Source organism: Enterococcus sp. AZ196 (assembly GCF_050498845.1).
Lineage (GTDB): Bacteria > Bacillota > Bacilli > Lactobacillales > Enterococcaceae > Enterococcus_A > Enterococcus_A murrayae.
Genome location: NZ_JBIPAM010000002.1, coordinates 342,677 through 355,543 on the forward strand (window position 1 = coordinate 342,677; position 12,867 = coordinate 355,543).

Sequence of the window (12,867 nt, forward strand, 5' to 3'; positions counted from 1 at the left end):
CTACAGTAATGAAATTACCTGACATTTAATGATTCATTTCTCTCTTGTAGCGCTAAATTTCTAAAATCACATAGCCAATTATAATAAATGCTTTCTAAATCCAATCCCTTAAACGTTGTTAATACATTTTTAAGCAATAATTATTGTCTTTCGTTTCACGAAATTATTATTTATCGATGCCCGAGAGCAGCAAAGCTCTCAGACATCTCATTCACTATATTACGTGTTCCGTTCTTTCGATAATGTCATCTTGTGTAGCTTTTGATAAAACATTGAAGAACGCAGAGTAGCCTGCCACTCGAACGATTAGATCACGATGTTTTTCAGGATGCGTTTGAGCATCGATAAGCGTCTCGCGGGACACTACATTATATTGAATATGATACCCATGCAATTTATTGAAGAACGCACGCAACAGCATAATCAATTTTTGTTTGTCTTCTTCTTTAGCCAGCGTCTGAGGATTTACTTTTTGGTTCAGTAATACGCCACCGATGATTTCTTCTGTTCTCAATTTAGAAACCGATTTTAAAACAGAAGTCGGCCCGTTCTTATCCATATTATGCGATGGCGAACAGCCTTCTGCTAATGGCACCCAAGCATTCCGTCCATCTGGGGTCGCCATTGTTCCTTTGCCCTGTCCAACATTTGCTGAAATTGATGAAGTCCCTGAATATCTTGTGCCCCCGATTGGCCCTCTGCCAAAGCGCGTACTAGGATATTTTTTTACTTCTTCAATATAACTGTCATAGGCTTCACGTACCAATTGATCTGTGTAATCATCATCGTTGCCATATTTTGGGACATCCTCTAGGATCATCTTTTGAATCTCTCTACCCTTTTCAGTAGAGTAATCGGTCATCAAAGCATCCCACAGCTCATTTTGAGTGAATCTTTCTTCTTCAAATACCAGCATCTTGATTGCCGCTAATGAATCGGCCAAGTTCGCAATTCCGACTTGAAGACCAGAAATGAAATCGTAAACGGCGCCGCCTTCCTTCAATGTTTTCCCGCGTCCGATACAGTCTTCCGTCAATGCAGAGCACAAGATATCTGGGACATCACGCTCAAGCCCTAAGTCAATGGCATTTTCTACGATGACACTCATTCGAGTTAATTCACGTACCGTTTTATCCCATGCATCTTGCAGCTCTTCAAAAGAGTTCATCTCTTTAAAATGACCGTAGCCTTTGACAAAGCGTTTACCAGATACTGGGTCAATACCATCATTCATTGCGATCATTAAGATTTTAGGGAAATTCATATAGCTCATTCCCGTACAACGATATCCCCATTTCCCTGGTACTGCCGTCTCTACACAGCCGATTGCACTATAATCATAGGCATCTTCTTCTGTGACGCCAATATTGATAAATGATGGAATGATGATCTCATCATTATTGAATGCCGGCATCCCAAAACCAATCTTCATTACTTCGATACACTCATTCATAAACTTGTTGTCTAATCCAGAGTGATAACGAACTGTTAAGTTCGGTTGAGGTAATTTTGTTTGAGCAACACTCCGCAAGACTAGATAAGAAAGTGGATTAACTGCATCTTTTTTCTCTCTTGTTTGTCCACCAATGGTCACATTTTGATACAATGGAGAACCTGCACTGCTAAAGGTATGCGCTTGACTACGAACTTTGTTGACAGTAAGTGTCTTTATCCAAAGGTTGGTAAGTAGCTCGACGGCTTTATCCTCGGTAATAGTCCCTTTTTCCAAATCGGCCTCTAAGTAGGGATACATGTACTGATCGAAACGACCGTAGGATAAGGAATGACCATTCGATTCTATTTGTAATAGTAATTGAATGAACCACACAGATTGTACAGCTTCAAGGAAAGTTTCAGCTGGCTGGTTAGGGACCTTGGCACAGACCCGACTGATTTCCAACAATTCCGCTTTTCTTTCTGGCGCAGCTGTTTCAGCCATTTCCTTAGCTAACTTTGAGTAACGCTCAGCAAATGTTTGAACAGCATCTAAGACGATTAAAATTGAATTGTAGAAATGGTATTTATCGATACTTTCAGGAATAGTCAAATCCAAATTAGCTTTTTCTTTCAGCGTTCTTTGGCGATAGCCCTCAAGACCAACTTCCAATACTTGACGATAGTCTACGGCCAAGTGAGCATCGCCAGAATTCATCTTACCTTCCATTCCAAAGAATCCCGTTTCCATAAAGACGGATACCTCATCAGGTAGTAAAGCTCCGGCTTTCGCGCGCAAGTTGTTGTTTTCCCAGAAAGAGACGATTGATCGCAAATCTTCTTTCGTTTCTTCTGTAATGTAGAAAACATCACCATCGCGTTTTTCAAATAAATCTAACTCGTTAAGGACAAATTCCATTGTGTATTCTGGAAAAATCGGAGCATCTTTATTTGATGCTGCTTGGTTACCAACAATCATTGTTTCATCTTCAATATAGATCGACATTTTCTCTAAAATATTTTTCAGCATCAAGGCCCGCTTCATTACGCTTGGCTGACTTTGATGCTCTTTATAGGCCTCAGTTGCTAACAATGCGCGCTCAGCACAAATATAGGGTTTCTTGTTTAACACGGATTCACGGTAATCATTCATCCGTTTGGTTAAGTTGCCAAAATATGGCTGATTCTCAGCACTTTCTCTTTCTTTGATTTGAATACTCATTATTACCCCTCCTGTTTTACGTTCGAAACTAAAACTATCTTCTTTCGAATTAATAATAGCATTTTTTAGCAACCTTGGTCAATATTCTTTGTACTCCTTTGAAACTAAAAAAAAAATGCACATATGTGCATTTTTCATACTTAAACAGTGACTACGTCAATATTCTTTTTGTTCAAAAACGTCAATGTTTCCTCTTTAATATTTGAGTCCGTATATACCTTACTGATTTCATCAAAACCAAATTCAGATACTACACCGTTTTGGGTGAACTTGCTTGAATCAGTAAGGACAATCGTTTGATTAGCGGCGGTTGATAAGGTCCGAGTCGTGTCACATCTCGTTATATCACTGCCGGTAAACCCTCTGCTTTGATCAAAGCCGTCAATACCAACAAATAGCTTATCTACAAAGAATTCACTAATGACTTGTTTGACCAGCGGACCAACATTGACCTGAGAGTCCTTTTGGTATTCGCCGCCGATCAAAATAACTTTTACGGAGTCCGCTTTTCTTATATAGGAAGCAATGAAACAAGAATTCGTAATGATGGTAATATCATTGCGATTAAATGCCAGCTCTTCTGCCAATAACGCACACGTTGAGCCTGATTCGATCATGATCACTTCACCGTCATTGACAAGTTTGCTTGCCTCCAGAGCAATTTTCATTTTTAAGTCGTAATTTTGAGCGAGCCGATAATTAATATCATCCATATTGTTTAATAGAGCAAAGCCATGTTGTCTGTGCAACAATCCTCTTGACTCGAGTTTATCTAAATCCTTTCTAATTGTTACCTTTGAAACGTTCAACAATTCCGAAAGTTCATTCACTTCAATTTTTTTCTTTTTACTTACTATTGAAATAATCTCTTCTTCTCTAGACATGCGTATCCTCCCTATCACTACAAGATTAACATATATCTGTTTAACCAACAATAAAACAAACATTACGATTACGTTCGTAACTAATTGTATTTACGAATGATCCAACCTCTGGTATGATAAGCATGAGAATAAAAGGGGGATTATGATGACTACAGAAGCCTGCATCTTTAATATTCAAAAATTTAGTATTCACGACGGACCAGGAATTAGAACCGTTGTTTTTTTCAAGGGCTGTCCATTAAAATGTTTTTGGTGTTCAAATCCTGAATCACAATCTGGAAAACCCGAGCAAATGTGGGATAATCAAAAAAAAGAGCATACCACTGTTGGCGAATACAAAACAATGGACGAAATAATTACCGAAGTGATGAAGGATGAACCGTTTTATGAAGAATCTGATGGTGGAGTGACTTTATCTGGAGGAGAAGTTCTTTATCAAGCAGAATTTGCGACAGAACTTTTGCGTCAATTGAAAGAAAAAGGCATTCATACAGCTAGTGAAACGACAGGTTTTGCTAGAAATGACGTTTTTTCCAGCTTCATTGAACAAGTAGACCTTCTATATTTCGATGTAAAGCATTATAATGAAGAAAAGCATAAGGCTGGTACTGGTGTTTCGCTGAAACCGATTCTTAAAAACTTAAAAACCGCTCTTAGCTCCCACAAAAATTTAGTCGTTAGAATTCCGGTCATTCCCAATTTTAACGATGGTGCGGAGAATGCCACAAAATTTGCGGAACTGTTTAATGAGATAGGTATAGCAACAGTTGAATTATTACCCTTTCATCAATTTGGCGAAAAAAAATACGCCTTTCTTGATAGAGCCTATGACATGAAAGACATTCCTCAACTTCACACCGAGGAACTGGATTACTTCAAAAAAATATTGGAGGATCATCAAGTTTTGTGTTCTGTTCATTAATAAAAACTGTAGACAACCTCCACAAAACGGACATTGTCTACAGTCTGAAGCATGCGAATATCGCATGCTTATTTTTATCTAGTTTGAATAATTTTTGTGGTGTTGGGAATTATCCTTAATCAAAAATCTTCCTCGATTGACCAAGAGGCACATATTTGACAAATATGTGCTACTATCAAGCACCCTATACTTTTCATTTGCTACAATTAGGCTAAATCAATGATTCCTGATTGATTCGCTTTCACAGAATTACCAGCGATTACTTTTAAGTTCTTATTGACCAGATTAGTAATAGCGACAATTGTCATCGTATTTTTTCCTTGTTCTTCTAGATAAGCCAAATCAACGACAAACAGTTTTTGCCCCTTATGAACTTCGTCTCCTTCGTTAACGAGTACCTGGAATCCTTCCCCTTTTAATGAAACCGTATCAATACCCACGTGAACAATGATTTCAATTCCACAATCAGTAATCAGACCGATAGCGTGTTGAGTTGGAAAGACATTGACAACTTTTCCATCAATTGGCGAAACAATGACCTTGCCTTCAGGAATAATCGCAAATCCATCACCCATCATTTTTTGTGAGAAAACAGGATCTGGAACATCCGTCATTGGAAGTATTTTCCCAGAAGCGGGAGACACAATTTTATTCTTAATATCCGCACAGTTATTTTGAACTTGAATTTCTAGTGGTTCGCTTACTGAAGCGTTACTTTGCAACTCAGCTTCGGCAGGTCTCGCCATATTAGTGTCAATGATCTCGTTAATGGTTGTAGCATAAATATCAGATTTCGCTCCAAAAATAGCTTGGAATCCATCACCTACGTGGACAACACCAACAGCACCAAGCTGTTTAAGCCTTGCTTCATCTACGATCGAGTTGTCCGCAAGTACCGTTCTTAAACGAGTAATACAGGCTTCAACAGATTTAAGGTTTGCTTTTCCTCCCAAAGCGTCGATAATATTCCAACTCACCGCTACATTATCACCAGTGGAAATCGCTCCATTTTCCTCATCCTCAACAGTATCTTCTCGACCAGGAGTTGGAAGATTAAACTTAACAATCATAAAGCGGAATACAAAGTAATAGACAACTGAGAAGCATAAGCCCACAGGAATTACTAACCACCAAGAGGTTCGATTAACCAAAACACCAAATAGAATGAAATCAATTAATCCACCAGAAAGTGTCATCCCGATCTTCACGCCTAAAATATTCATTACAGCAAAGGAAACACCGGCTAATAAACAATGAATACCATACAGTGCCGGTGCAATAAAGAGGAATGAAAATTCAAGCGGCTCTGTAATACCTGTTAAGAATGCAGTTAATGCCCCTGATAGCAGTATTCCGCTTGCCATCAATTTCTTTTCAGGCTTCGCCTCCTTGTACATTGCGTAAGCCGCGGCCGGAAGACCAAACATCATAAATGGGAATTTTCCAGTCATAAACGCTCCTGCAGTCAGCTCCACACCGTCACGCATTTGCTGGAAAAATATTTGCTGATCCCCGTGTATAAGTGCACCTGAAGTTGAGGTATAGGAACCAAATTGAAACCAAAATGGTGCATAAAATACATGGTGCAGTCCAAAGGGAATCAATGCCCGTTCAATTACCCCAAAAACAAAAACTGCCAATGTTTGATTTGCTTCGATCACCGTAGAAGAAAAACTTGTCAATGCTCCTTGAATCGGCGGCCAAATGAAACACAACAGCCCCGCTGCTAAAAGTGAAAATACAGCAGTAACCATCGGAACAAAACGTTTCCCTGAGAAGAAGCCTAAATAAGGAGGCAGCTCGATCTTATAAAATTTATTGAAGCAATTTGCTGCGATAACCCCCACTACGATCCCGCCAAAAACACCTGTTTGTAAAGTTGGAATCCCTAATACGGTTGCATATTTCTGACCATCCGCAAGAACCATTTCGGGAGTAATGCCCAGAACAGCGCCCATTGCCATATTCATCATTAAATACCCAACAACACCAGCAAGTGCGGCACTTCCATCATTCCTAGCGAGTCCGATCGAGACAGCGACCGCAAATAGTAACGGCAAATTTCCAAAAATGATTGAGCCCGATTGCTCCATTACATCCGCGACAACCTGAAACCATCCCGCTTGCAAAAATGTGAATTGATTTAGAACTGTTTCTTGATGAAATAGATTCCCAAATGCAAGTAAAATACCGGCAGCTGGTAAGGTTGCCACAGGCAGCATCAAAGATTTCCCTACCTTTTGTAAAATTCCAAATAGCTTTTTCATGTTCTTCCCATCCTTTTCTTTGTATTAAAGTATTTTTTGGCTAACCATCATGCTTGCGAACAATCGATCAGCGATAGTATTGCCATCTTTCCTCCATAACATCAGAAACAAATTAATTGCTAATGGCATGCCCAGCAGAACAATGTTCAAAAATAATTGCGACAAAAACCTTCCAGCTAAGATAATCCCATTTTTAAAAGTATCCTCATTCACAAATGAATAGACCAGTCCATTCATTTTCATTCCTAAAGTTTGTCCTTTAAGAAAAAGAGGGACTGCCACATAACTTAGCATTCCTCCAACTAAAAGCCCCATCAAAAAAGAAATCTGCTGATTGCCTCCACTTTGATAGAGACTAAATAGAAATATCCGGACAAGAATTGAATAAATAAAAAGATCGACGACCGCTGCAAAAAGCTTCCTGCTTTTGACTCCTTTTTTCATACATAATCCTCCTAACTTCTTTCGAAATATTTTACTGCTCTTTCGTAAGTAAAAAATTATCATTTGAAAGCGATTGCGTCAATACACCTTGTGAAACTGGTTTCAAAAATGCACCTTTGTGCTTTTTTTGAACTTTTTTTATTCTTAGTCCATTTAAATATTTGTTTGATAAATGATCCGTCTTCAAGAAAACCAAGTAACTAGAAAACTCCTAAAAAACTAATTTGACAACTAAGATATGTACCGCTTTTACTTTCAGTTCTCCGAATATTCACCCCTTTCCTTCCATTATTAAGTCCATCACAGCTATTTGAAATTCTTCAAGCGCCCCTGAAGATAAAAAGCCACCTGTGATGGGCTCTACCTGCTGTACAAATATTAAGAAACTATTAATTGCCGAAAATTCCTACACCTACTCCTCTATTTACAAAAAAAAATCAAGCTTCCCCTGCTCGATAAAAACATCGTCTTATCAACCTTTCTCCCAAAAGCAAAAAAAAAATAGAATTGTCAAAATGAGGAACATTACATTTCCCCCTCAAATTTGCAGCTTTTCCATTAGTCGTTTTAGCAGGACTCCCCATTTAATCATGTTTTAAATAAAGAGAGAATGAAAAAAGGCGTAATTTTCCTACAAAAAAGTAATTTTCCCCATTTTGACCTATTTTTATTTTGTGCTTTATTCTTTAGTCACCGGCCGGAACACAAATACAAACACACGGAGGAAATGAAAAATGATTCAAAAACTAAGTACCAAATTACAAGTGCAGCTCGCTGTCCCTGGTGTAGAGAAATTAAAGAAAGTGACATTCCCAAATGTCGTAGACAATCCCGCTGAAGCAGAAATTCTTGAGCTGGGAGAAATCATGAAGAACCTGGATCAAGAAGATACATTACTGGATGGTGTGATCATCACTAGTCAATCACGAGTAACGAAGAATTAGGAAACGGAGGAAAACAGAAATGAAAAAATTAGTAGCGATCTTTAAAACCAGCGGCGGACGTTCGCAAACCTGGAGTTATCCAACTCCCGGCGAAGGAAAAGCGCCTGAGGAAATTCGAGGATTCTTAGAACGGCTGACAATGTTAAGCCTGTTTAAAAAGGACGACGAAAAGCTGTTCAACCAAGTCGTCAGCGCAAAATACGTTGAAACTGTTGAAACGATTATTTTTTAAGCATAGAAAATTGAGGAGCCGCGGTATTGATGCCGCTCTCCTCTAATCATAAAAGGAGGACACGATCCATGAATGAACAAACTTTATCTTGCCGACAATTATTCAATTTAACACCAAAAACACTAGAGAAACGAATTACTGAATACTATTACCAGACTCAAAATAGCAGCTTAACGATCAAATACATCTTAACGTTACGCGTGCGTTTTCAACTCGGTGCGGAGGAGTTTGCCTTCATTCTGAAGGATCTTGTCCGTGAGATTTTTATGAATACCAAAGCCACTCGCACCATGAAGCGATTTTTCTATTATTTCCAAGATTATTTCATGGCACCCGAATGGCGCTCGTTAGCTGCAAGAGTATTTCCTGTCCGTAACTTTGGCGAAAAGACCATCTCACTTGTCCGTTCTCTTATTGCAAAAGTTCGTCCTACAGAAACCAACGAACCTTGATAAGTTTTTACCTACGCAAAAAACTAATTTAGAAAGGAAAGCAGAACAATGACCCATGATTTAGTCACGACCTTTACCAATGGTCTAGGCAAAGAGCACGACTGGACCTATAAAAATGTGAATGCCGATTTGCCTGTAGAACAGATCAAAGAAGCTTGCGAATTACTGACTCAATTGGATATTTTTGAAAAAAATGGCGTAAAACTATTTGATACTGTTGTTACGGCAAAGTTCGTCACCACGTACGAAACCGATATTTTTGATGTGGAGCCCGAAGCTGAAAAAAAGGCGGGAGAACAGCATAAAAAGACAGAAAATGAAGCAACTGTAGATACACCACTTGAACCCACTTCATTAATGAAGAATTCTCCACAATTCGGGAAACAGCATACGATTGATTCTAAAAGAAGGTCCGATACTCTTCCATTATCTGTCGCAGCAGCATCGAAGTTGCCAAAGCCCCCTTCTTTGTCACCACATATTGACAGCAATAATCGTGAATGTTTCAAAGACCTAAACACTAATTTGTCGGAAAATGACCCGAAGAGGAGCCGTACTTTTATCGGAAAGGTGGGCCCTCCTCCGAAAGCACAACAAGTGCAAAAAGAGAAGGGTAAACACAAAGGTCTGTTTGCTCGAATCTGGGGCAAGCATGGCAAAAATAAAGAAGGTCCTTCTTGAAATCAAATGAACGGTCACTAAATTCTGCCCTTTTCAAATAAAGTAGGTCAGTCCCATGTTGCAAGGTAGGTAGCCTTGAGAATGGTTGCTTCTCTATACCCTGTCTCGCTTTTCATAGGGTTAATCTCATTGCTCTTGCTAATTATTCTTAGCGTGAGCCTATCTTTGACAGTTGAACGATAGATCCCCCTGTGATTTTCTGCTTGCAGGGGGTAATTAGAGTTGGACTTTTTACACATAGGATACGTAAACACTTGGATAAATTACTCTTACCTCGCTTCAGATCGGGCATCAATCGATCATTTTTATCTATTGACAAAATAAATCCACGGATATATTATATCTGTAGATTTGTTTTATCTTAAGATTTAGAAAAGACTAATTACTAATGATATACGAGGCGAGAAACATGAAAGTGAAAAAGAAATTTTTAATCTATGCAGTGGTCTTCTTTTTATCCCTAATTCCAATACTGTATTCTAGTTTATTTTTAGGAGCCATGATGGACCCTTATGGAAAAGTAGATCAGCTTCCTGTGGCATTGGTCGGAGAAAAGGACAATCCGATCTATCAAAAGCTTTTAGAAAACAAGCTCTTTGATTATAAAGAAACGGGTGCAGATAGAGCGAAGGCTAATTTAGAAACAGGGAAGGTTTATGCCATCATCACATTTAATAATGGCTTTCCTCAGAAATTAAAGGATTTTCCTAGAAATAGACAAAGCCCGACTTTAACCTTGACGACCTCTGAAGGGCTGAACTATTCCGCTGCTAAACTGATTACGACGACGACTGAACAATTCGTGTCCAAGGTCAATACAGGGCTTTCCTCACAAATGATTCACCAGCTCAATGCTGATCAAGTCCCTGAAAATGTTGCCAGTGTAATCAGCTTAAAGCACAAGGACCTTCACCCAGTCAAAAACAACGGCGAAGGGATGGCTCCCTATATCTTTTCCTTAACGCTATTTGTTGGCGGAATCTTTACAAATCAATTCATTATGAGAGCTCTGACTAAGAAAAAGGAGAACTATCGACACTATTGGCGAGAACAATTTCTTTACCCAATGGTCATTGCCCTGCTGCAATTGCTGCTGCTGTTGCTGATCAACACCTGCTTTATTCATATATCCATTACCAAGCCTTTGGACTTTATGTTCTTTTCAATCGTTGTCGCCGCGGCCTTTTACAGTATTATCGTGGCCTTTAACAAACTGATACCTGGGATCGGCAGCTTCATCGTTTTACTGCTGACAATGATGCAAACCTCCTCATCTGGAGGAAGCTATCCGATTCTTTTATCCTCACCAATTTTCCGAACAATTCATCGTTTTATTCCAATGACCTATAGTGTCAACGGCTTCAGAAATTTGATCAGCTTGGACAATTCGAAGATCTTTATGGATTATGCTGCTCTCATTATCTTTATTATGGCAGGTCAAATAGGCATCTATTTCAGCTATCAAATTCATGAAAAGAAGGCAGTTCATTAGGGTTAAAATCTTAAGCACATAGAGAACCGCTCATCTGGAAATAGAGTTCCAAATGAGCGGTTCTTTTTTCTATTCATTCAAATTCGTCGTTTTAAAATCCGTCGTGTACTTAAATTCTACCGGCTCTTTTTTATTTAGTAGTTCTTCATTCAGTGTAATCTCGAAGACTTCTTGATTTTCATAAGGATTGAAATAGTAGGTTGTATTTGATACATCAAAAACAGCGCGGTATTGCGTATAATCGATCGCCCCGTCATTTTTGATATTGACGCCCTTTGGAATCGTCACATTGTCCAGAATTTTGAAAATGGCATTTAAAGAATCCGCCGCCGTATTTCCTGACTCCGTTAACGCCCGCAGGTAAACTGTCCGAACGAACCTTTCGGGTGATGTGTATCCCCCAGGCAAGCCATATGTTCCAGACCCTTGCCCAAAAGGCTTTATCTCATGAGTCGCAATTTTTTTGTTCGGAAAATTATTGGGCTGGATGCTCAAATAATTGTTTAAATTTTTTACATGCCATTCAAATTCAGGACTATTGGTCATGACACCAACAGGATTCTCTTTTATGACCAGCTTCCCGCTGTCCGATTCGATCACCACTGTTTCTCCTGTTTTATCTGTGACAATATAATGAAGCGGCGGCACGAATCCTAGAACAGGTATTTCCTTTTCAACTATATTCACTTCAGTGATACGTTCCCTTAATTCGGCAATGCTTGCATTCTCGCCCAACAGCCAAATGATGAATTCGTGGGGAGCCAAATTCACCTGCTCTTCTCCCACCTCAGAGCTGTATTTCGCTTCATCAAGAAAGTAGAGCTCCGCAATAGCGAGTCCTTTTTCATTCACACCATCGGCTAAAAAATATTCTCCTAAATTTCTTCCTGTTCCAAGAAACCCATATTTCGTATTTCGGGTCCCGTCAAACTGCTTTTTCCAAGTATAATTTCTGGGAATAACAACTGGTCTCCCTTCAAGCTGGAAGCCAAAATCCATTGTTCTAGCCAAGAAATGATGCTGTGAGTTGTTTGTCAATGTTAAACTAGTACACATAATCGATTACTCCCTCATAAAAAGTTAAGCCATTTCATTTTTTATCGTTAACGCTTGTCACTCTTTTCAAAGCTATTTGAAACGATCCTTAACCGTAGATGACAAGTCTTTGAATTGTTTTCCAACGGCTTTGCCTTTTTCTGCATATTCTTTTCCGATATTTTTTCCTTCTTCGCTGTATTTTTCTCCTAATTTAGCCCCTTGCTCTTTGGTTTGTTCGAAGGTTTCTTTTAACTTGTTGATTTCTTCTTTAAATGACATATCGTTGCTCACTCCTATTCTTCATTGATAAATTTTTTCCAGTCGATGGTTAAATAGCTGCCGTCGGATGCTTTCGGTAAAATTTCTGTCAGCAGGTGGGATTGTAGTTGCTCCATGTAAACTTTCTGAGCTTCTGAATGAATCTCCTTCACCACATCTGATTTTTCCCTGATCAAATCCTTGTCAACAAACATCGCGTCAATGGGTTCAAGGTTGATATGGGATAGAAACGCATTCTCTCCCTCGATGGCCAAGAAAACATCTAGGAAATTGATCTCCTCTTTCGGTTTTTTCAGCTTGTAGCCGCCTTGCTTCGACGCGTAGGAATCAATCAAATTAGCATGCTTTAATTTCGTCGCGATCTTTTGCAAGTACGTATGAGACACATTCATTCGCTTACTGATCTCACTAGATTTTAGTGAATCTTTTTCAGGAAGCTCTGCCAGCATAACTAAAATTCCGATAGCTTGAACGTAGGATGATGATAATTTCAAGTACTCACCTCTTTTTATAGATATTATATATCTATAGATATTTTTTGTCTATATATCGACTTTGCTTTATTCAATCTTTTAC

Annotated in this window: 13 protein-coding genes; 6 read left to right on the forward strand and 7 right to left on the reverse strand. The window is 38.9% G+C overall.

What is annotated here, in order from left to right:
* Positions 1-214: 214 nt before the first annotated feature.
* Together IGI67_RS19405 and IGI67_RS19410 are read right to left on the reverse strand one after the other, a co-directional pair.
* Positions 215-2,656 (reverse strand): glycyl radical protein, encoded by a 2,442-nt coding sequence (locus IGI67_RS19405; protein WP_429958927.1) that lies wholly within the window; start codon positions 2,654-2,656, stop codon positions 215-217.
* 140 nt (positions 2,657-2,796) lie between these two features.
* Positions 2,797-3,540, reverse strand: coding sequence for a DeoR/GlpR family DNA-binding transcription regulator (locus tag IGI67_RS19410; protein WP_207109522.1), 744 nt, complete (start codon positions 3,538-3,540; stop codon positions 2,797-2,799).
* A 145-nt stretch (positions 3,541-3,685) separates the two neighbouring features.
* Between IGI67_RS19410 and IGI67_RS19415 the strand changes: the two genes are divergently transcribed.
* On the forward strand, positions 3,686-4,462 hold the full coding sequence (locus IGI67_RS19415) for a glycyl-radical enzyme activating protein (RefSeq protein WP_429958928.1): 777 nt from the start codon (positions 3,686-3,688) through the stop codon (positions 4,460-4,462).
* A gap of 206 nt (positions 4,463-4,668) precedes the next feature.
* On the opposite strand, the gene ptsG is transcribed toward IGI67_RS19415, so the two are convergent.
* On the reverse strand, positions 4,669-6,729 hold the full coding sequence (gene ptsG / locus IGI67_RS19420) for a glucose-specific PTS transporter subunit IIBC (RefSeq protein ID WP_429958929.1): 2,061 nt from the start codon (positions 6,727-6,729) through the stop codon (positions 4,669-4,671).
* A gap of 24 nt (positions 6,730-6,753) precedes the next feature.
* Entirely contained in the window at positions 6,754-7,173 is a 420-nt protein-coding gene (locus tag IGI67_RS19425) for a hypothetical protein (RefSeq protein ID WP_429958930.1), read from the reverse strand.
* Between the two features lie 734 nt (positions 7,174-7,907).
* Here IGI67_RS19425 and IGI67_RS19430 point away from each other — a divergent pair.
* From IGI67_RS19430 to IGI67_RS19450, 5 genes are all read left to right on the forward strand, one after another.
* The gene (locus tag IGI67_RS19430) at positions 7,908-8,117 is read left to right on the forward strand and encodes a hypothetical protein (protein WP_429958269.1); all 210 of its coding nucleotides are present in this window, start codon (positions 7,908-7,910) and stop codon (positions 8,115-8,117) included.
* A gap of 19 nt (positions 8,118-8,136) precedes the next feature.
* Positions 8,137-8,349 carry a DUF2922 family protein gene (locus IGI67_RS19435; protein WP_429958931.1) on the forward strand — a complete coding sequence of 71 codons (213 nt, stop codon included), beginning with the start codon at positions 8,137-8,139 and terminating at the stop codon, positions 8,347-8,349.
* Positions 8,350-8,417: 68 nt separating this feature from the next.
* Positions 8,418-8,801, forward strand: a complete 384-nt coding sequence (locus tag IGI67_RS19440; protein ID WP_429958932.1) for a hypothetical protein — start codon at positions 8,418-8,420, stop codon at positions 8,799-8,801.
* A 48-nt stretch (positions 8,802-8,849) separates the two neighbouring features.
* The gene (locus IGI67_RS19445; protein WP_429958933.1) at positions 8,850-9,482 is read left to right on the forward strand and encodes a DUF2922 domain-containing protein; all 633 of its coding nucleotides are present in this window, start codon (positions 8,850-8,852) and stop codon (positions 9,480-9,482) included.
* 409 nt (positions 9,483-9,891) lie between these two features.
* Positions 9,892-10,974, forward strand: a complete 1,083-nt coding sequence (locus IGI67_RS19450) for a YhgE/Pip domain-containing protein (RefSeq protein WP_429958934.1) — start codon at positions 9,892-9,894, stop codon at positions 10,972-10,974.
* A 69-nt stretch (positions 10,975-11,043) separates the two neighbouring features.
* On the opposite strand, the gene IGI67_RS19455 is transcribed toward IGI67_RS19450, so the two are convergent.
* From IGI67_RS19455 to IGI67_RS19465, 3 genes are all read right to left on the reverse strand, one after another.
* Complete coding sequence (locus IGI67_RS19455; protein ID WP_429958935.1) at positions 11,044-12,030, reverse strand: choloylglycine hydrolase family protein; 987 nt, start codon at positions 12,028-12,030, stop codon at positions 11,044-11,046.
* 72 nt (positions 12,031-12,102) lie between these two features.
* Entirely contained in the window at positions 12,103-12,291 is a 189-nt protein-coding gene (locus tag IGI67_RS19460) for a hypothetical protein (RefSeq protein ID WP_207107031.1), read from the reverse strand.
* A 14-nt stretch (positions 12,292-12,305) separates the two neighbouring features.
* Positions 12,306-12,785 carry an RrF2 family transcriptional regulator gene (locus tag IGI67_RS19465; protein WP_429958936.1) on the reverse strand — a complete coding sequence of 160 codons (480 nt, stop codon included), beginning with the start codon at positions 12,783-12,785 and terminating at the stop codon, positions 12,306-12,308.
* Positions 12,786-12,867 lie beyond the last annotated feature (82 nt).

Coding starts and splice junctions, on each gene's coding strand:
- IGI67_RS19405 (WP_429958927.1), bottom strand. CDS start 2,656: ATGAGTATTCAAATCAAAGAAAGAGAAAGTGCTGAGAATCAGCCATAT.
- IGI67_RS19410 (WP_207109522.1), bottom strand. CDS start 3,540: ATGTCTAGAGAAGAAGAGATTATTTCAATAGTAAGTAAAAAGAAAAAA.
- IGI67_RS19415 (WP_429958928.1), top strand. CDS start 3,686: ATGACTACAGAAGCCTGCATCTTTAATATTCAAAAATTTAGTATTCAC.
- ptsG (WP_429958929.1), bottom strand. CDS start 6,729: ATGAAAAAGCTATTTGGAATTTTACAAAAGGTAGGGAAATCTTTGATG.
- IGI67_RS19425 (WP_429958930.1), bottom strand. CDS start 7,173: ATGAAAAAAGGAGTCAAAAGCAGGAAGCTTTTTGCAGCGGTCGTCGAT.
- IGI67_RS19430 (WP_429958269.1), top strand. CDS start 7,908: ATGATTCAAAAACTAAGTACCAAATTACAAGTGCAGCTCGCTGTCCCT.
- IGI67_RS19435 (WP_429958931.1), top strand. CDS start 8,137: ATGAAAAAATTAGTAGCGATCTTTAAAACCAGCGGCGGACGTTCGCAA.
- IGI67_RS19440 (WP_429958932.1), top strand. CDS start 8,418: ATGAATGAACAAACTTTATCTTGCCGACAATTATTCAATTTAACACCA.
- IGI67_RS19445 (WP_429958933.1), top strand. CDS start 8,850: ATGACCCATGATTTAGTCACGACCTTTACCAATGGTCTAGGCAAAGAG.
- IGI67_RS19450 (WP_429958934.1), top strand. CDS start 9,892: ATGAAAGTGAAAAAGAAATTTTTAATCTATGCAGTGGTCTTCTTTTTA.
- IGI67_RS19455 (WP_429958935.1), bottom strand. CDS start 12,030: ATGTGTACTAGTTTAACATTGACAAACAACTCACAGCATCATTTCTTG.
- IGI67_RS19460 (WP_207107031.1), bottom strand. CDS start 12,291: ATGTCATTTAAAGAAGAAATCAACAAGTTAAAAGAAACCTTCGAACAA.